This is a genomic window from Mycobacterium sp. IDUB_9 (genome assembly GCF_055419505.1).
The window spans coordinates 254,982-272,938 of sequence record NZ_JBVAXU010000002.1; the positions used below are offsets into that span (position 1 = coordinate 254,982).

General features: G+C 65.9%; 19 protein-coding genes. 11 read left to right on the plus strand and 8 right to left on the minus strand.

The genetic code is table 11. The features are described from left to right. Nucleotides 1-14: 14 nt before the first annotated feature. From fusA to ACZY08_RS09745, 5 genes are all read left to right on the plus strand, one after another. Nucleotides 15-2,117 (plus strand): elongation factor G, encoded by a 2,103-nt coding sequence (gene fusA / locus ACZY08_RS09725; protein ID WP_463745033.1) that lies wholly within the window; start codon nt 15-17, stop codon nt 2,115-2,117. A gap of 87 nt (nt 2,118-2,204) precedes the next feature. Beyond that, nucleotides 2,205-3,395 carry an elongation factor Tu gene (tuf, locus tag ACZY08_RS09730; RefSeq protein WP_463745032.1) on the plus strand — a complete coding sequence of 397 codons (1,191 nt, stop codon included), beginning with the start codon at nt 2,205-2,207 and terminating at the stop codon, nt 3,393-3,395. A 151-nt stretch (nt 3,396-3,546) separates the two neighbouring features. Continuing rightward, entirely contained in the window at nt 3,547-4,386 is an 840-nt protein-coding gene (locus ACZY08_RS09735; RefSeq protein WP_463745031.1) for a cutinase family protein, read from the plus strand. A 56-nt stretch (nt 4,387-4,442) separates the two neighbouring features. Then, nucleotides 4,443-5,285 (plus strand): SHOCT domain-containing protein, encoded by an 843-nt coding sequence (locus tag ACZY08_RS09740; protein ID WP_463745030.1) that lies wholly within the window; start codon nt 4,443-4,445, stop codon nt 5,283-5,285. A gap of 135 nt (nt 5,286-5,420) precedes the next feature. Then, on the plus strand, nt 5,421-6,275 hold the full coding sequence (locus tag ACZY08_RS09745) for a mycofactocin-coupled SDR family oxidoreductase (protein WP_463745029.1): 855 nt from the start codon (nt 5,421-5,423) through the stop codon (nt 6,273-6,275). A gap of 13 nt (nt 6,276-6,288) precedes the next feature. Here ACZY08_RS09745 and ACZY08_RS09750 read toward each other — a convergent pair whose 3' ends face one another. Genes ACZY08_RS09750 through ddaH form a run of 4 tightly spaced genes read right to left on the minus strand, consistent with a single transcriptional unit; the run spans nt 6,289 to nt 10,723 of the window. Continuing rightward, nucleotides 6,289-7,170, minus strand: a complete 882-nt coding sequence (locus ACZY08_RS09750) for a universal stress protein (RefSeq protein WP_463745028.1) — start codon at nt 7,168-7,170, stop codon at nt 6,289-6,291. Next, complete coding sequence (locus ACZY08_RS09755) at nt 7,167-8,675, minus strand: amino acid permease (RefSeq protein WP_463745027.1); 1,509 nt, start codon at nt 8,673-8,675, stop codon at nt 7,167-7,169. Before ACZY08_RS09755 ends, ACZY08_RS09750 begins: the two co-directional genes overlap by 4 nt. A 27-nt stretch (nt 8,676-8,702) precedes the next feature. Further along, on the minus strand, nt 8,703-9,953 hold the full coding sequence (gene rocD / locus ACZY08_RS09760) for an ornithine--oxo-acid transaminase (RefSeq protein ID WP_463745026.1): 1,251 nt from the start codon (nt 9,951-9,953) through the stop codon (nt 8,703-8,705). After that, nucleotides 9,950-10,723, minus strand: coding sequence for a dimethylargininase (gene ddaH / locus ACZY08_RS09765; protein WP_463745303.1), 774 nt, complete (start codon nt 10,721-10,723; stop codon nt 9,950-9,952). Before ddaH ends, rocD begins: the two co-directional genes overlap by 4 nt. Nucleotides 10,724-10,950: 227 nt before the next feature. Between ddaH and ACZY08_RS09770 the strand changes: the two genes are divergently transcribed. Together ACZY08_RS09770 and ACZY08_RS09775 are read left to right on the plus strand one after the other, a co-directional pair. Beyond that, complete coding sequence (locus ACZY08_RS09770; protein WP_463745302.1) at nt 10,951-11,397, plus strand: Lrp/AsnC family transcriptional regulator; 447 nt, start codon at nt 10,951-10,953, stop codon at nt 11,395-11,397. 70 nt (nt 11,398-11,467) lie between these two features. After that, complete coding sequence (locus ACZY08_RS09775; protein ID WP_463745025.1) at nt 11,468-12,655, plus strand: NAD(P)/FAD-dependent oxidoreductase; 1,188 nt, start codon at nt 11,468-11,470, stop codon at nt 12,653-12,655. A gap of 63 nt (nt 12,656-12,718) precedes the next feature. On the opposite strand, the gene ACZY08_RS09780 is transcribed toward ACZY08_RS09775, so the two are convergent. After that, a complete protein-coding gene (locus tag ACZY08_RS09780; protein WP_463745024.1) occupies nt 12,719-14,065 on the minus strand; it encodes a VOC family protein in 1,347 nt (448 codons plus the stop codon). Further along, nucleotides 14,062-14,577, minus strand: a complete 516-nt coding sequence (locus tag ACZY08_RS09785; protein ID WP_463745023.1) for an RNA polymerase sigma factor — start codon at nt 14,575-14,577, stop codon at nt 14,062-14,064. Before ACZY08_RS09785 ends, ACZY08_RS09780 begins: the two co-directional genes overlap by 4 nt. Nucleotides 14,578-14,671: 94 nt before the next feature. On the opposite strand from ACZY08_RS09785, the gene ACZY08_RS09790 reads away from it, so the two are divergent. Then, entirely contained in the window at nt 14,672-15,427 is a 756-nt protein-coding gene (locus ACZY08_RS09790) for a phytanoyl-CoA dioxygenase family protein (RefSeq protein ID WP_463745022.1), read from the plus strand. On the opposite strand, the gene ACZY08_RS09795 is transcribed toward ACZY08_RS09790, so the two are convergent. Together ACZY08_RS09795 and mftR are read right to left on the minus strand one after the other, a co-directional pair. Next, complete coding sequence (locus ACZY08_RS09795; RefSeq protein ID WP_463745021.1) at nt 15,412-15,579, minus strand: hypothetical protein; 168 nt, start codon at nt 15,577-15,579, stop codon at nt 15,412-15,414. The genes ACZY08_RS09790 and ACZY08_RS09795 overlap by 16 nt on opposite strands. 31 nt (nt 15,580-15,610) lie before the next feature. Continuing rightward, nucleotides 15,611-16,240 (minus strand): mycofactocin system transcriptional regulator, encoded by a 630-nt coding sequence (gene mftR, locus ACZY08_RS09800; RefSeq protein ID WP_463745020.1) that lies wholly within the window; start codon nt 16,238-16,240, stop codon nt 15,611-15,613. 105 nt (nt 16,241-16,345) lie between these two features. Here mftR and mftA point away from each other — a divergent pair, with 105 nt between their 5' ends. From mftA to mftC, 3 genes are read left to right on the plus strand one after another with little or no spacing between them, the layout of a single operon-like run. Next, nucleotides 16,346-16,441 (plus strand): mycofactocin precursor MftA, encoded by a 96-nt coding sequence (mftA, locus tag ACZY08_RS09805; protein ID WP_463745019.1) that lies wholly within the window; start codon nt 16,346-16,348, stop codon nt 16,439-16,441. Nucleotides 16,442-16,443: 2 nt separating this feature from the next. Beyond that, nucleotides 16,444-16,758, plus strand: coding sequence for a mycofactocin biosynthesis chaperone MftB (gene mftB / locus ACZY08_RS09810; RefSeq protein ID WP_463745018.1), 315 nt, complete (start codon nt 16,444-16,446; stop codon nt 16,756-16,758). Beyond that, on the plus strand, nt 16,755-17,957 hold the full coding sequence (gene mftC, locus ACZY08_RS09815) for a mycofactocin radical SAM maturase (protein ID WP_463745017.1): 1,203 nt from the start codon (nt 16,755-16,757) through the stop codon (nt 17,955-17,957). The genes mftB and mftC overlap by 4 nt, the downstream gene beginning before the upstream one ends.

Below are 17,957 nucleotides of genomic sequence, written 5' to 3' on the forward strand. Positions count from 1 at the left end.
TTGGGAAGACTTCCGTGGCACAGGACGTGCTGACTGACCTGAACAAGGTCCGCAACATCGGCATCATGGCGCACATCGACGCCGGCAAGACGACGACGACAGAGCGCATCCTCTATTACACCGGCGTCAACTACAAGATCGGTGAGACGCACGACGGTGCCTCCACCACCGACTGGATGGAGCAGGAGCAGGAGCGTGGTATCACCATCACCTCCGCAGCCGTCACCTGCTTCTGGAACAACAACCAGATCAACATCATCGACACCCCCGGGCACGTCGACTTCACCGTTGAGGTGGAGCGCAGCCTGCGTGTGCTCGATGGCGCCGTTGCCGTCTTCGACGGCAAGGAGGGTGTTGAGCCCCAGTCCGAGCAGGTGTGGCGTCAGGCCGACAAGTACGACGTGCCCCGGATCTGCTTCGTCAACAAGATGGACAAGCTCGGCGCGGACTTCTACTTCACCGTGCAGACCATCAAGGACCGCCTCGGTGCCAAGCCGCTGGTGATCCAGCTGCCGATCGGTGCCGAGAACGATTTCGAGGGCATCATCGACCTGGTCGAGATGAACGCCAAGGTGTGGCGCGGCGAGACCAAGCTCGGTGAGAGCTACGAGACCGTCGAGATTCCGGCCGATCTGGCCGAGAAGGCTGCGCAGTACCGCAGCGAGCTGATGGACACTGTCGCCGAGACCGACGAGGCGCTTCTGGAGAAGTACTTCGGCGGCGAGGATCTCACCATCGAGGAGATCAAGGGCGCGATCCGCAAGCTGACCGTCAACAGCGAGCTGTACCCGGTGCTGTGTGGCAGCGCGTTCAAGAACAAGGGTGTGCAGCCGATGCTGGACGCCGTGATCGACTACCTCCCCTCGCCGCTGGATGTCGAGTCCGTCAAGGGCCACGTCCCCGGCAAGGAGGACGAAGAGATCCTGCGCAAGCCGTCGACCGACGAGCCGTTCGCAGCGCTGGCGTTCAAGATTGCCGTGCACCCCTTCTTCGGCAAGCTCACCTACGTCCGGGTGTACTCGGGCAAGGTTGAGTCCGGTGCGCAGGTCATCAACGCCACCAAGGGCAAGAAGGAGCGGCTGGGCAAGCTGTTCCAGATGCACGCCAACAAGGAGAACCCGGTCGAGTCGGCCTCCGCCGGTCACATCTACGCCGTGATCGGTCTGAAGGACACCACCACCGGTGACACCCTTTGCGATCCGCAGAACCAGGTCGTGCTTGAGTCGATGACCTTCCCCGATCCGGTGATCGAGGTGGCCATCGAGCCCAAGACCAAGAGTGACCAGGAGAAGCTGGGCACCGCGATCCAGAAGCTCGCCGAAGAGGACCCGACCTTCAAGGTGCACCTGGACCAGGAGACCGGCCAGACCGTCATCGGCGGTATGGGCGAGCTGCACCTGGACATCCTGGTGGACCGCATGCGTCGCGAATTCAAGGTTGAGGCCAACGTCGGTAAGCCCCAGGTGGCCTACCGCGAGACCATCCGCCGCAAGGTGGAGAAGGTCGAGTTCACCCACAAGAAGCAGACGGGTGGTTCCGGCCAGTTCGCGAAGGTGCTCATCGACCTCGAGCCGTTCACCGGCGAGGACGGTGCCACCTACGAGTTCGCGAACAAGGTCACCGGTGGCCGCATCCCGCGCGAGTACATCCCGTCGGTGGATGCCGGTGCGCAGGACGCCATGCAGTACGGCGTGTTGGCCGGCTACCCGCTGGTGAACATCAAGGTGACGCTGCTCGATGGCGCCTACCACGAGGTCGACTCCTCGGAAATGGCGTTCAAGGTGGCGGGTTCGCAGGTGCTGAAGAAGGCCGCCCAGGCGGCTCAGCCGGTCATCCTGGAGCCCATCATGGCCGTCGAGGTCACGACACCCGAGGATTACATGGGTGACGTGATCGGCGACCTGAACTCCCGCCGTGGTCAGATCCAGGCCATGGAGGAGCGCAGCGGTGCGCGCGTCGTCAAGGCGCAGGTGCCGCTGTCGGAGATGTTCGGCTACGTCGGCGACCTTCGGTCGAAGACTCAGGGCCGGGCGAACTACTCCATGGTGTTCGACTCGTACGCCGAAGTTCCGGCGAACGTGGCGAAGGAGATCATCGCGAAGGCGACGGGTCAGTAATCTCGTCGCGGCAACTGCCGCGGTACACAACTGAACACATCATCATTGCTTTAACAAAAGCACCAACAAGTCCAGGAGGACACCACAGTGGCGAAGGCGAAGTTCGAGCGGACGAAGCCGCACGTCAACATCGGGACCATCGGTCACGTTGACCACGGCAAGACGACGCTTACTGCAGCAATCACCAAGGTTCTGCACGACAAGTACCCCGAGTTGAACGAGTCGCGCGCATTCGACCAGATCGACAATGCGCCTGAAGAGCGTCAGCGCGGCATCACGATCAACATCTCCCATGTGGAGTACCAGACCGAGAAGCGGCACTACGCCCACGTGGACGCCCCCGGTCACGCCGACTACATCAAGAACATGATCACCGGTGCCGCCCAGATGGACGGCGCGATCCTGGTGGTCGCCGCGACTGACGGCCCGATGCCGCAGACTCGCGAGCATGTGCTGCTGGCCCGCCAGGTGGGTGTGCCCTACATCCTGGTGGCGCTGAACAAGTCGGACGCCGTGGACGACGAGGAGCTCATCGAGCTCGTCGAGATGGAGGTCCGCGAACTGCTGGCCGCCCAGGAGTTCGACGAGGACGCCCCGGTTATCCGGGTCTCCGCCCTGAAGGCGCTCGAGGGTGACCCGAAGTGGGTCAAGTCGGTCGAGGACCTGATGGACGCGGTCGACGAGTCGATCCCGGATCCGGTTCGTGAGACCGACAAGCCGTTCCTGATGCCCGTCGAGGACGTCTTCACCATCACCGGTCGTGGCACCGTGGTGACCGGTCGCGTCGAGCGTGGCGTGATCAACGTCAACGAAGAGGTCGAGATCGTCGGCATCAAGCCGACCACGACCAAGACCACCGTCACCGGTGTGGAGATGTTCCGCAAGCTGCTCGACCAGGGTCAGGCGGGCGACAACGTCGGTCTGCTGGTTCGTGGCATCAAGCGCGAGGACGTCGAGCGTGGCCAGGTTGTGGTCAAGCCCGGCACCACCACCCCGCACACCGAGTTCGAGGGCAGCGTCTACATCCTGTCCAAGGACGAGGGCGGCCGCCACACGCCGTTCTTCAACAACTACCGTCCGCAGTTCTACTTCCGTACCACGGACGTGACCGGCGTGGTGACCCTGCCCGAGGGCACCGAGATGGTGATGCCCGGTGACAACACCGACATCTCCGTCAAGCTGATCCAGCCCGTCGCCATGGACGAGGGCCTGCGCTTCGCGATCCGCGAAGGCGGCCGTACGGTCGGCGCCGGCCGGGTTACCAAGATCAACAAGTAATTGATCTAGTTCCCCGCGAACAGACGCGAAGGTCCCCCAAGCCACTCGGTTTGGGGGACTTTTGCGTCTTCTGGTGGGTTGCTGGTGTAACGCCTGTGATAGCTGAGCCGATCTTTATTGCATAGGTGAGCTACACGGGTTGGGGACAAACATGATGCGACCGATATGGGCATTGGCTTCGGCGGCCGTGCTGGCCGCCACGGCGGTCGGATTTTCGGCAGGCTCGGCAGAGGCGGCGCCGGGATGCCCGGACATCCACTGGATCGGCGTTGCCGGTTCGGGTGAGCGTGACGATCCGACCGTAGATGCCGGCATGGGCCGGGTGGTCTACAACTCCTTGCGCGACTTGTCTGTGTGGGTGCAGCAGGACGGTCGGACGATGACGGCTGAGTCGGTGGCCTACCCGGCTGCACCGGTGCCCGAGGACGGTGATCTGCTGGGCTGGGGTGGCTTCATGAGCAGTGTCGACGCCGGGGTGGCGGCGCTGGGGAGTCAGTACGCGGCATTCACCCAGCAGTGCCCGTCCAGCGAGGTCGTGCTGGCCGGCTATTCGCAGGGCGCGATGGTGGTCCACCGCAATCTGGCCACCTTGGCGGGCAGCCCGAATCTGGCTGCCGCACTGTTGGTCGCCGACGGTGACCGCCTGCCTGCCGACCCCACCGTCAACCTGGGTACGGCCACGGCGGTCAGCAGCACCAGGAAGGGTGTTGCGCAGGACTGGCCGGTCCTGGCTCACGCCCCCGCGCCGCTGTTGCCGTCAGTCGGCAGTCGCACGATCAGCGTGTGTGATCGTGGCGACGCGGTCTGCGACTCCGACCCGGATGCCGATGAGGTGACCGCGACCGCTATCGCCGTGCACACCAGCTACGCCCGCTCGAACAGTGGTGGGTATCGGTGGACCTGGCCGTTGTACCGGATGCTGGGCCCCTCGCCGATGCAGCAGCAGACCGTGCCACCGAGCCGCTCGCCGGATGGTGTCGTCCACTCCTGACCTGGGCCGGTCTGGGCGCTAATCTGATGGCGCCCAACCGACGACAGGAGCCTGCGATGGCCACATTCTGGCGGTACCTGCGCATTCAGGCGTTCGTGTTGATGTGCGGCATCGTCGGCCCGATCTTCCTGGTCATCTACTTCGTCTCCGGAGCCGATCCGATGATGAAGTGGATGTTCTGGATGGGCCTGTTGATCACAGCCATCGACATCTTGATCGCGCTCGGGATCACGGCCGCCGGGTCGAAGTCGGCGGCGCAGAACGAGAAACTCGAGCAGGTGGGCGTACTGGCGCTGGCCCAGGTCACCGGTATCCACGAGACCGGCACCCGCATCAACGAGCAGCCGCTGGTGAAGTTGGATCTGCAGATCTCGGGACCCGGCATTGCGCCGTTCGCCAGTCAGGACCGGGTGCTCGCTTCGGTGTCTCGGCTGCCGATGATCACCAACCGGAAATTGGTCGCACTCGTCGACCCGACGACTAACGAGTACCGGATCGATTGGGAGAGAAGCAGTCTGGTCAGCGGTCTGATGCCGGCCACGTTCACGCTCGCCGAGGAGAACAAGTCCTACGACCTGACCGGTCAGTCCGGCCCGCTGATGGAGATCCTGCAGATCCTCAAGGCCAACGGCATCGGCATCAACAACATGGTCGACCTGCGGGGCAATCCCGCGGTGCGTGAGCAGGTCCAGGCCGTGGTGCGGCGCGCGACCGCACAACAGGAGGCGTCGGCCGGGCCGGTGCCGGCTGCTGCAGCTGCACCGTCGGCCCCCTTCCTGGCGCCTCCGGCGCCCTCGACCGCGCAACGTCTTCAGGAACTGGAAACGCTGCGCGCGACGGGGGCCATCAGCGAAGGCGAGTACACGGTCAAACGACAGCAGATCATCGCCGATCTCTGATCCGATCCTGGACGCACCCGCCAGGTGGCGCATGACCTGCCCGATCATCGGGCATCCCATTGATCGGTATCGGCCAGGAACACGTTCTACTTCTGCTGTTAGCCTGTGGCCAGGCTCACGTGAAAGGACCCTGGGATGGCGGCAGGTAACGCAACATTGGAAGGCCGGGTGGCGTTTGTCACCGGTGCTGCACGCGGACAAGGGCGCGCGCACGCGGTGCGGTTGGCCAACGAAGGCGCCGACATCATCGCCGTCGACGTGTGCCGTCCGGTCGCCGACACGATCACGTACCCGGCTGCGACACCGGAGGATCTGGCCGAAACTGTCGCCGCCGTGGAGGCCGCGGGCCGCAAGGTGCTCGCGCGTGAGGTCGACATCCGTGATCTGGCGGCCCAGCAGCAGGTGGTCGCCGACGGAGTCGAGCAGTTCGGCCGGCTCGACATCGTGGTCGCCAATGCCGGCGTGCTCAGCTGGGGCCGGCTGTGGGAGCTGAGCCCCGAGCAGTTCGACACCGTCGTCGACGTCAACCTCAACGGCACCTGGCGGACCATCCGGGCCGCGGTGCCCGCGATGATCGAGGCCGGCAATGGCGGGTCGATCATCATCGTCAGCTCCTCGGCCGGTGTGAAAGCCACCCCGGGCAACGGTCACTACTCGGCCTCCAAACACGGTCTGGTGGCACTGACCAACACACTGGCTCTCGAGGTGGGCGAGTACGGCATCCGGGTCAACTCGATCCATCCGTACTCGATCGACACTCCGATGATCGAACCGGAGGCAATGGCCGAGATCTTCTCCAAGTTCCCGAGCTTCCTGCACAGTTTCGCCCCGATGCCGTATCACAAGGTGACCGACGGCAAGAACGAGGGACTCGCGGCGTTCATGGCGCCCGAGGAAGTTGCCGATGTGGTTGCCTGGCTGGCCGGCGACAACTCGGCCACGCTGTCGGGCAGCCAGATTGCCGTCGACCGGGGCGTGCTGAAGTACTGATCTCCCGCCGGGACTAGCCCGGGAGGACGAGAACCGGAACCGGGCTGTGCCGCAGAATTTTTGATCCGTGTGAGCCCAGGAAAACCCGGGCGACCGCGCCGCCGGGCGAGGTCCCGATCGCCAGGATCTCGCCCTCGAGCCAGTCGATGGCATCGATCGCGTCGCTCCAGTCGTTGCCGGTGGCGACCTGCAGATCAACGTCGTCGCCGATGACTTTGCCGTCCTTCAAGCGGATCAGCGCCTGCTGCGCTTGTTTCGCCCACTCCTGCAGGATCGCGTCCTCGGCGTGCAGTCCGACAGTCGGCGGGTACATGTTGCGTCCCCGCACTGCGAACGTGACCATCCGCATCGGCGTGCCCAGACGTCGGCTCAGGTCGGCGACCTGTTCAACCACCGCCACCGCTTCGGGAGATCCGGGATAGGCGCATGTGATGCGCGCCAGTACACCGGATTTCGGCCGTCGGTAGCCGCGCGGGCTGATCGCCAGCGGAACCGGACAGCAGTGCAGCAGCCGATCGGCGGTCGAGCCCACCACCACCTGGCCCAGTTGGCCCTCCGATGCGGAGCCGAGGACAAGTAGTTCGGCGTCGAGAGCGCCGACCGCCTCGAGCAGGCCGCCCGAGACGGAGCGGTGCGCGAACTTGTGGAAGCTGACGTCGAGGCCGTCGTCGAGCGCGGTCACGTGCTGCCGTGCCTGCTCGGCCGAGGACGCCGCCAATTGTGCGGCATACTCGGCGTATTCGGCATCGACGCGGGCCGGTGACGGGTTCAGCCACGGACGCGGGACGACGGTGGCCACCGCCAGCGAGGTGTTCAGGGTCCGGGCTGCGCCGACCCCGAGGTGCAGCGCGGACACCCCGCCTTTGCCGGCCAGGTATCCGACGACGACGGTCATCGGGATTCCTCGGCTCCGGGGGTGATCATCACGTCGTCCTCACCCGCTGCCACGCCCGGTATGTAGCCGTCGCCACCGTCGTTGAGGGCGCTGTGATGTCGGCTCCACAGGAGATAGAACGCCAGGACGAGGGCAACCCAGATGCTGAACCACAGCCAGGTGATGGGCGGCAGGCCATAGAGGACGAACAGGCAGGCCAGCACTGAAAGGACCGGTGTCACCGGGTAACCGGGAACCTTGAACGCTCGCGGGAGGTCCGGCTCACGCACCCGCAGGATGATCACGCCGACGGACACCACGATGAATGCCACCAGGGTTCCGATCGACACCAGATCCCACAGATAGTCGAGCGGCACCAACCCGGCGAGGGTGCCGGTCACCGCGGCCACGACGATGGTGTTGTTCACCGGAGTCATGGTGCGCGGGTTCACCTTTGCGAACATCGGTGGCAGCAGGCCATCGCGTCCCATCGCGAACAGAATGCGGGTCTGGCCGTACATCACCACGAGGGTGACCGAGAAGATCGAGATGACCGCGCCCATGGCCAGGACGGTGCTGGCCCAGGTCTGGCCGTGCAGGATGTTGGTGAGCATCACCGACAGTCCGGCCTCGGATTGTGCGTCGGAACCGAACTCGTCGGCGGATTGGGTGCCCAGGCCGGCGAACGCGACCAGGATATAGATGCTGGTGACGACGATCAGTGCGCCGAGAATCGCCCGGGGCATGGTCTTCTGCGGGTTCTTCACCTCGTCGCCCGCGGTGGACACCGCGTCCAGGCCGATGAACGTGAAGAAGATGGTGCCGGCCGCGGCGGTGATGCCGGTGAATCCCTTGTCCCAGAACCCGGCGAAGTGATCGGTGGTGAACGCGGTGAACGCGATGGCCACGAACATGCCGAGCACGCACAGTTTCAGGAGCACCATGACGGTGTTGACCGCGGCGGACTCGCTGGCACCGCGGATCAGCAGCAGAGCGCACATGACGATCAGGGTTGTGGCGGGCAGGTTGATCACGCCGGGGTCATCGCCCCACGGGGCGGCGGACAATGCGTGTGGCAACCGCCAGCCGAACAGGTTGTCCAGCAGTTGGTTGAGATAGCCGCTCCAGCCGACAGCGGTGGCCGACATGGAGACACCGTATTCGAGCAGTAGACAGGCTGCGACACCCATCGCGATGAACTCGCCCATGGTGGTATAGGCGTAGGAGTAGGTTGAGCCTGAAACCGGCACTGCCGCAGCCATTTCCGCGTAGCAGATCGCAGATAGGCCGGCGGCGACACCGGCCACCATGAATGACACCAGCACTGCGGGACCGGCTTTGGGGACTGCCTGCTGCAGCACGATGAAGATGCCGGTGCCGACCGTGGCGCCGACACCGAACAGCGTCAGCTGGAACGTGCCGATACTTCGCCGGAGATGGTCGGACGCGCCGTGGGCCACCGGTGCTCCGAAGACGGGCCTGCGCCGCAACATCTGGCTGGTCAGGTTGTTGGCTGGGGCGGACATGGTGCCTCCTTGCTGCCGGTCAACCGATTATCGGCGCGCCTCGGCCAGGGTGTCGGCGAATCGGTCGATGGCCCAGTCGAGCTCGTGGGCGGTCACCACCAGCGGCGGCGCGAACCGCAGGGTCGATCCGTGGGTGTCCTTCACCAGCACGCCACGTTCGGCCAGCGCGAGGCCGAGCTGCTTGCCGGTGCCCAGGCCAGGGTCGATGTCCACGCCGGCCCACAGGCCCATGCCTCGCACGGCCGTCACGCCGTGCCCCATCAACCTGGTCAGCCCGTCATGCAGGTGTTGTCCGAGTTCGGTTGAACGGAGCTGGAATTCGCCCCGGCGCAGCATGCCGACCACGGTCGTGCCGATCGCCGCGGCCAGCGGGTTGCCGCCGAAGGTGGAGCCGTGTTCGCCAGGATGCAGTACGCCGAGCACGTCGCGGTCGGCCACCACCGCGGACAGCGGCAACACGCCACCACCCAGCGCCTTGCCGAGCAGATATACGTCGGGAACCACATCCCAGTGTTCGCACGCGAAGGTCCGGCCGGTGCGGGCCAGGCCGGACTGGATCTCATCGGCGATCATCAGCACGTTGTTGCGGGTACAGATGTCGCGGACCTGCGGCAGGTAGTCGTGGGGCGGGACGATGATGCCGGCCTCGCCCTGGATGGGCTCGATCAGCACCGCGGCGGTGTTCTCGTCGATCGCCGCCTCGAGCGCGCGATGGTCGCCGAAGGGCACCGTCCGGAATCCGGGCGTGTACGGACCGAAGCCGCGGCGTGCGGTGTCGTCGTCGGAAAAGCTGATGATCGTGGTGGTGCGGCCGTGGAAGTTGTTGTGCGCCACGATGATGTTCGACTTGTCCGCAGGTACGCCCTTGACATCGGTGGCCCATTTGCGGGCCACTTTGATGCCGCTCTCCACGGCCTCGGCACCGCTGTTCATCGGAAGCACCATGTCCTTGCCGCACAATTGGGCCAGTGCCTCGGCGAACGGGCCGAGACGGTCGGAGTGAAAGGCTCGGCTCACCAGGGTCAGCCGGTCCAGTTGAGTGTGTGCGGCGGCGATGATCTCGGGATTGCGGTGGCCGAAGTTGACCGCCGAATAGGCGGCGAGGCAATCGAGGTAGCGCCGGCCGGTCACGTCCGTGATCCAGGCCCCCTCGGCGCTTTCCGCGACCACCGGCAGCGGTGAGTAGTTGGGGGCAACGTAGCGATCGTCGAGCGCGATCGCGGCGGCGGTCGCCGGATCCGGGGTGGCCTGGTTGTCCACACTGTCCAGCATGGTCATGGATGACGCTCCAGGGTGCAGCATTTGACGGATCCCCCGCCTTTGAGGAGTTCGGACAAATCGACGCCGATCGGCTCGAACCCGGCCCGGCGCAGTTGGTCGGCGAATCCGGTGGCAGCGGCGGGCATCACCACGTGCCGGCCATCGGACACCACGTTGAGGCCGAGGACGTAGGCGTCGGCCGAGCCCACTTCGATGGCGTCGCCGAACAGCTCGGCAATCCGCCGGCGGGCGTCGTCACCGAAGGCCGGGGGATAGTAGGCGATCGTCGAGTCGTCGAGCACTGCCAACGCGGTGTCGAGGTGGTAGAAGCGCGGGTCGACGAGTTCCAGGCTGATCACGTCGAGGCCGGTAGCGGCCGCGATCTCGTCGTGGGCGCGTCGATCGGTGCGAAAACCGTATCCGGCCAACAAGGTTGACCCCACGAGTAGCAGATCGCCCTGGCCCTCGTTGACATGGTCGGTGCACACCGTCCGGTAGCCGGCCGCGGCCATCCACTCGGCGTAGGCGCCGGCCTCACCGGCGCGTTGCGGGTAGGCGAAGCGCGCCACCACCGCGATGTCCCCGATCAGGAAGCCCCCGTTGGCGGCGTAGACCATGTCGGGCAGGCCGCGGCGCGGCGTCACCAGGTCGACGGTGTGGCCCAGATCGGCGTACACCCGTCGCAGCGTGTCCCACTGGGCCAGCGCGAGCGCGGTGTCCACGGGCGTGGAGATGTCCATCCACGGGTTGATGGCGTATTCGACGGTGAAGTGTTCCGGGGCGGTCATGGCGTATCGGCGGTTCGTCGCGCTCCGCGCGGGTGACACGGCGCTCCGCGCGGGTGACACGGCGCCGACGGTTTGGGGCACCGTGCCAGGCACGACTTCGTCGAAAATCGTCATGAATCGACGATAAGGAGGTTCCGTGGCGCAAGCAATTGCCGCTTGTTGCGTGATATGCAGCGATATATTGCATAAAACACGGATATGCGAAGGTTTGTTGCGTGGAGGTGGATGTGGAACGTCTGGACGACACCGACGAGCGGATTCTGGCCGAACTCACCGAGCACGCCAGGGCGACATTCGCCGAGATCGGGCAACGGGTGAATCTGTCGGCGCCCGCGGTGAAGCGGCGGGTGGACCGCATGGTCGCCGACGGGCTGATCCGGGGCTTCACCACGGTGATCGACCGCAATGTCCTGGGCTGGAGCACCGAGGCGTACGTGCAGGTGTTCTGTCAGGGCACCATCGCGCCAGATCAGTTGCGCGCGGCCTGGATCGACATCCCCGAAGTGGTCAGCGCGGCAACGGTCACCGGTACCGCCGACGCCATCCTGCATGTGCTCGCCCGCGATATGCGTCACCTTGAGGAAGCCCTGGAGCGCATCCGCTCAACGGCTCGCATCGAGCGCAGTGAGAGCATCGTGGTGTTGTCGAACATCATCGACCGGGGCCGGTCGTGACGCGGGTCATCGACACCTGCGAACGTAGGGTGGCGCACAACGCTCAAGCCCGATCGTGTAAAAACCCCACGTGACTACTTCAACGGGATCAGCGGCGGGCATTGTCATCGTCGGCGGCGGCTTGGCTGCGGCCCGGACGGCCGAACAGCTGCGCCGTTCGGAGTACGCCGGGCCCATCACGATCGTCAGCGACGAGGACCATCTGCCCTACGATCGGCCGCCGCTGTCCAAGGAAGTGCTGCGTGCGGAGACGGATGACGTCACGCTCAAGCCGGCCGAGTTCTACGCCGAGAACGACATCACGCTGCGGCTCGGTTCCGCGGCGCAATCGGTGGACACCGCCGCCAAGACGTTGAAGCTCGCCGACGGTAGCGACGTGGCCTATGACGAGCTCGTCATCGCCACCGGGCTGGTGCCGAGGCGGATCCGGTCATTCGGCGATCTCGCGGGTATTCACGTGCTGCGGTCCTACGACGAGAGCATGGCCCTGCGCGAGCACGCCGGAAAGGCGCAGCGCGCGGTGGTGGTCGGTGCCGGCTTCATCGGCTGCGAGGTCGCCGCCAGCCTGCGCAAGCTGGGCGTGGAGGTGGTACTCGTGGAGCCGCAGCCGACGCCGCTGGCCTCGGTTCTCGGCGAGAAGATCGGGGCCCTGGTGACCCGGCTGCACCAGGCCGAAGGGGTCGACGTGCGTTGCGGTGTCGGGGTCAGCGAGGTGCGCGGCGCCGACAAGGTCGAGCAGGTGGTGCTCGGTGACGGCACCGAACTCGACGCCGATCTGGTGGTGGTCGGTATCGGCTCGCACCCGGCGGTCGAGTGGCTCGGGGGCAGCGGTATCGAGCTCGACAACGGCGTGGTGTGCGACGAGGTCGGCCGGTCCAGCGCCGCGGGCGTGTGGGCCATCGGTGATGTCGCGTCGTGGCGTGATCACGTGGGTGACCAAGCGCGCGTTGAACATTGGAGCAACGTTGCCGACCAGGCGCGGGCCATGGTGCCGGCGATCCTGGGTCAGGAGGCCTCTCCGGTCGTATCGGTGCCCTACTTCTGGAGCGATCAGTACGACGTCAAGATCCAGTGCCTGGGTGAGCCTGAGGCCGACGATGTCGTGCACGTGGTGGAGGACGACGGCCGCAAGTTCCTGGCCTACTACGAGCGTGACGGTGTCGTGGTCGGTGTGGTCGGCGGCGGCATGCCCGGCAAGGTGATGAAGGCCCGCGGCAAGATCGCCGCCGGCGCCCCCATCTCCGACGTCCTCGGCTGACTTTTCCCAGCGATTTGTGGAGTTCTGGCCGTCACACGCACGGCTAGAACTCCACAAATCGCTCTAGAACTGGCCGAGGTAGAACCGGCTGCCCTGGTCGTCGGTGCACTCGGCCATCAATCCGTAGGGCTGTCGTGACGGCTGCTGCAGCACGGTTCCGCCGGCCTCGACGACTCGGGCGACCGCGGCGTCGATATCGGCGACCGTCCACATAGGCACCGTCACTGCCCGCGGGGCGCTCCCGGCCATGCCCGACATCGGCTGGCTGCCCTGAACCCCCCAGCCGTCGTCGATCCGGCCGGGCTCGAAGGTCCACGACAGCACTCGGCTGTAGAAGCCCTTGAACGCCGTCGAGTCCGGCACCTCGTAGGTGATGTACGAAAGTTCGCCCGGCCCAGCGCCGTTGAGCTCCGGACGAGGGGTTCCCGGGGCGGGCTGGAACACTGCGATCGACGTGCCCAGTGGATCGGTGGCATCCAGCACCGTGCCGAACTCGAACTCCAGCGTCTCGCCGACGTGCCCGCCGCCGTCGATGATCGCCTGCCGGGCGTCGGCGAGGTCGGCAACGGCGTAGCAGCACAGCATGCCCTGCGGTGAGGCGACACTGTAGATGCCGATGCGTTGTCGGGTATTGGTGACCGCATGGGTGTCCGGGTCATAGGTCCAGCCCAGTACGTGGCCGTAGAACCGGGCGGCACGTTGGGCGTCGGGAGCCCAGACCGAGACGTAGCCGACGTCGCCGTGCTGGATGGGAACGACCGCGGCGGGCCGCGAATCTGACACCGCGGCGGGCCGCGAATCTGACACCGCGGCGGGCCGCGAATCCGGTACCGCGACCGGACCCGTGAGCATCCACCGGTGGCCCGAGGGGTCGATGATCACGGCGTTGCGGGTGCCGTAGTTCTCGTAAGGTTCGCGCTGCACTTGCGCACCCAGGGTCCTGGCTCGCTCCAGGACGGCGTCGGTGTCGGGCACATTCAGCATCAGGCTCACTGAAACGGACTGTGGCGCTGGTGCTTTCAAGCCTAATTCGGGAAACTCGTCGGCCAGGTAGAAGATGCCGCCGGCCAGCTCGAGCTCGGCATGGCCGATGCGGCCGTCGTCCATCACGATCGGCTCGCCGACCGGAACGGCACCGAGCGCGTCGCGGTACCAGGCGATGGCGGCACGGGCGTCGGGCGCGGCCAGGTAGGCCACAACAGCGGATCGTGCGGGAGCCGGCGTGGCCGCGGGCTGGTTCAGTTCGGCGATGGCAGTGTCGGTTCCGCTCATGTCAACTCCTTGGGCGTGGGTGGGCAGGGTGAGGGCCGATTCCAGCCGGGCGCGCAGCCTGGCCGCGAATGCCGGATCGGGGGAGACCGGCTGGTCGTCGCCGCTCAGCACCGTCAGCGGATCGTGGCTGTTGATCACGACGTCCCTCCCTCCGGTGTCGGGTACTGGGCTCTGAAGGCGCGGCGGGCCCGCACCAGCAGCGCCTCGGTGGCGTGCACCGTGCGGCCGATCAGCTCAGCGCATTCGCTGACCGTGCGGTCATCGACGTAGCGCAGGACGAGCACGGTGCGGTGGTGCTCGGGTAGCCGGGACAAAACTGATTCGGCCACAATGCGATCCAGCTCGGCGTCCCAGTCGTAGGTCGGCTCCACCGGTTCGGGCAACTCGGCCACCGGCACGGTGAAGCGGTCGTGCCGGCGCCGGTAGTGGTCGGCCAGCTTGTGCTTGGCCACGCCGATCAACCAGGGCACCGAGATCTGCGGCGGTGACGGTCGGCGGGCCGCATCCATCGCGGCCAGGAACGTCTCCGACGTCAGGTCCTCGGCGGTTCCGCGGTCACCGCAGCGTCGTACGAAGTAGCCGTACACCACTGGCAGGGCCTCGTCGTAGCACCTCAGCAGCACCCGCGGAGCGTCTGTTTCGGCGCTCACACCCTTATCGTCGCCGCCGGGCACCAAACTCCGACGGGGTTGGCGAAGAATTTTTCGCCGGAAATTCGTTGGCGCTGGTCAGCAGAGGTGCGTCATGGTGGTCGGTGTGGTGGACGTCGACACATTCACACGGAACGGGTTCGTCAAGATCGAACAGGCAGTTCCGGCCGAAATCGCCGATGCGGCCAGGGATCTGCTGTGGGCACAGATCGGGCTCTCGCCTGATGAACCGGCATCGTGGACCATGCCGGTGCGGTGGGCGGCAGATCTGACGGGGGCGGGCCCGTTCGGGCAGGTGGTGAGCAGCGCCCCGCTGGCCGAGGCCCTGGACCGGATCTGCGGAGAAGGCGGTTGGCTACCGCGCGGTGCCCTGGGCCATATCCCGGTCCGGTTCCCGGTGGATCCGCCCGCAGACGACCGGGGCTGGCACGTGGACGCCAACACCCCGCTGCCAGGTGGGGAGTGGGCCGTCAGCGGTCGTCCACGCACCGTCCTCGTGTTGACCCTGCTGTCAGAGGTCGGGCCCGCTGACGCGCCGACGCGTATCCGGGTGGGTTCGCATCGGGACACAGCCCGGGTGCTGGGTCCCGATCCGATCGACTTCGTCGAAGCCGGTGGCGTGGTGGACGAAGCCAGCCGGACCCGTCCCGTGGCATATGCGACGGGCCGGCCCGGTGACATGTATGTGCTGCATCCGTTCACTGCGCATGCCGCTGACGTACACCGTGGCAGCACACCGCGTTTCATGTCGCAGGCACCGGTGATGCTCACCGAGCCGCTGAGTCCACAGGGGCCTGCGGCGCTTGCCGATGTGTGGGATGCGCTGCCGCCGGATCAGGTCTTGGCGTAGAAGAAGCCCGCTCCGATGATCGCGATGCCGATCGCGACGGCGATACCGGCGACCAGGCTTCCGAAGTAGGTGGCGACGCCGAATCCGACGATCAGCGCAACGATCAGGGCGGCCAGTTCGGCCGCGGTGGGCGTCCTGTCCGGTTTCCGCACGGTTCACCTCCGGGTGTCGGTCGGCACCTGGTTACCCGGAGGGAGCGGTGTCCACTCCCGCCGGTGCCAAGGCCTCCAAGCCGGGACGTGCCACTTCGAAGGCCCGGGCGATGGTGTGCGGCAGGGAGACGGACTCGTCGGCGAGCCAGTGCTCATATGCCGACAGTGCGACGCCGAGCATCAGCCAGCCGGCGGTCTGTGGCATCAGGTCGTGGGGTGCCGCGCCGATTCGCTGTGCCACGAAGGTGGCGATGACCTCACGCCAGCCGGCGTACATCGTCATCGAATATGCCTGCAGCCCGGTCGTTCCCAGGATGACCTGCATGCGGAGGCGGTGCTGGGTCATTTCCTGGGCATCGAAGGTGTTGAACGACAACAGGGCCTCGCGCAGTACCTCGGCCAGGGGGATATCTGTGCTCAGGGAGGAGAGCAGGTCGCGCAGGTTCTGCAGGTGGGCGTCGAAATCTCCCCATGGGATGGCGTTCTTGGAGGCGTAGTAGCGGAACAGTGTGCGGCGCGCGATGCCGGCGGCTTTGGCGACGTCATCGACACTGACCTCGTCGAAGCCGCGGGTCGCGAACAGCGCCAGCGCGACGTCGGTGATGTGGTCCTGCGTGGTGGACGGGCGCCGACCGACCCGGGGCCCGGATGCCTGCCGCATAAAACCCGCCCTTCCATTTGTGCACTCGATGCCATATTCTTGCGACTCAGGTCACAATTGTCGAGACCCACAGTTACAGGAACAGTTGAAGGAAAGGTGCGATTCATGGATCAGAACCCGCAGGTTGAGACGGAAACCCAGCTCGCCACCGAGACGCTCGTCGAAGAGGTCTCGATCGACGGTATGTGCGGGGTTTACTGACAGTGTCCGCACAGGCTGCCGATACGGCCGGGCGCACCGGCGTCGTATTCGACCCGAATGTCAGCTGGCGGTTGCACCACCAGGTGGCGGTGCGGCCGGAGCCGTTCGGTGCCCTGCTGTATCACTTCGGAACCCGCAAGCTGTCGTTTCTGAAGAATCGGACGGTCGTCGAGGTGGTCAACTCACTGGCTGATCACCCCGACGCCCGGTCCGCGTGTCGCGCGGTCGGTATCGCCGACTCCGACCAAGGCCCTTACCTGCACGCGCTGAGCGTGCTGGTGTCCTCGAAGATGCTCATCCCTGGGAATTCACAATGACTTCTGTTGCGCCCGTACGCACGCCTGTTCCAAGGCTCGTCGAGCAGTTCGAGCACGGACTCGATGCCCCGATCTGTCTGACCTGGGAGCTCACCTACGCATGCAACCTGGCGTGCGTGCACTGCCTCTCCTCGTCGGGTAAGCGCGATCCGCGCGAACTGTCCACACAGCAGTGCAAGGACATCATCGACGAGCTGGAACGCATGCAGGTGTTCTACGTGAACATCGGCGGCGGGGAACCGACTGTGCGCCCGGACTTCTGGGAACTGGTCGATTACGCGACCGAGCACCACGTCGGGGTCAAGTTCTCCACCAACGGGGTGCGCATCACGCCGGAGATCGCCGCGAAACTCGCCGCGAGCGACTACGTCGACGTGCAGATCTCCCTGGACGGCGCCAACGCCGAGGTCAACGACGCGGTGCGCGGCAAGGGCTCGTTCGACATGGCCGTGCGTGCGCTGGAAAACCTTGCTGCCGCAGGGTTTTCCGATGCCAAGATCTCCGTGGTGGTCACCCGCCACAACGTCGACCAACTCGACGAGTTCAAAGCGCTGGCCGACCGGTACGGTGCCACGCTGCGGATCACGCGGCTGCGTCCGTCGGGCCGAGGCGCCGATGTCTGGGACGAGCTGCATCCCACCCAGGACCAGCAGCGCCAGCTGTACAACTGGCTGGTCGCCCGCGGCGAGCGCGTGCTGACCGGTGACTCGTTCTTCCACCTGTCGGGCCTGGGCGAGCCCGGCGCGCTGGCCGGGCTGAACCTGTGCGGCGCCGGCCGGGTCGTGTGCCTGATCGATCCGGTGGGCGATGTCTATGCCTGCCCGTTCGCCATCCACGACAAGTTTCTGGCCGGAAACATCCTGGAGGACACCGGCTTTGGCACCGGCTTCCAGAGCGTCTGGCAGAACTCCCCGTTGTTCCGCGAGCTGCGCGAGCCGCAGTCGGCCGGCGCCTGCAGCGGCTGTGGACACTATGACGCCTGCCGTGGCGGCTGCATGGCAGCCAAGTTCTTCACCGGTCTGCCGATGGACGGGCCGGACCCCGAGTGCGTCGAAGGCTGGGGCGAGCCGGCTCTGGCACAGGAGCGCATCAAACCCAAGCCCAGCGGCGATCACTCCCGCGGTACCAAGCAGGGCCCGGTGGCACTGAAGTTGCTGACCAAGCCGCCGGCCCGTATCTGTAACGAAAGTCCGGTGTAA

Bases quoted from the DNA above. Each gene is read 5' to 3' on its own strand.
- ACZY08_RS09735 (WP_463745031.1), top strand. From the start codon at position 3,547: ATGATGCGACCGATATGGGCATTGGCTTCGGCGGCCGTGCTGGCCGCC.
- ACZY08_RS09740 (WP_463745030.1), top strand. From the start codon at position 4,443: ATGGCCACATTCTGGCGGTACCTGCGCATTCAGGCGTTCGTGTTGATG.
- ACZY08_RS09745 (WP_463745029.1), top strand. From the start codon at position 5,421: ATGGCGGCAGGTAACGCAACATTGGAAGGCCGGGTGGCGTTTGTCACC.
- ACZY08_RS09750 (WP_463745028.1), bottom strand. From the start codon at position 7,170: ATGACCGTCGTCGTCGGATACCTGGCCGGCAAAGGCGGGGTGTCCGCG.
- ACZY08_RS09755 (WP_463745027.1), bottom strand. From the start codon at position 8,675: ATGTCCGCCCCAGCCAACAACCTGACCAGCCAGATGTTGCGGCGCAGG.
- rocD (WP_463745026.1), bottom strand. From the start codon at position 9,953: ATGACCATGCTGGACAGTGTGGACAACCAGGCCACCCCGGATCCGGCG.
- ddaH (WP_463745303.1), bottom strand. From the start codon at position 10,723: ATGACCGCCCCGGAACACTTCACCGTCGAATACGCCATCAACCCGTGG.
- ACZY08_RS09790 (WP_463745022.1), top strand. From the start codon at position 14,672: ATGGTGGTCGGTGTGGTGGACGTCGACACATTCACACGGAACGGGTTC.
- mftR (WP_463745020.1), bottom strand. From the start codon at position 16,240: ATGCGGCAGGCATCCGGGCCCCGGGTCGGTCGGCGCCCGTCCACCACG.
- mftA (WP_463745019.1), top strand. From the start codon at position 16,346: ATGGATCAGAACCCGCAGGTTGAGACGGAAACCCAGCTCGCCACCGAG.
- mftC (WP_463745017.1), top strand. From the start codon at position 16,755: ATGACTTCTGTTGCGCCCGTACGCACGCCTGTTCCAAGGCTCGTCGAG.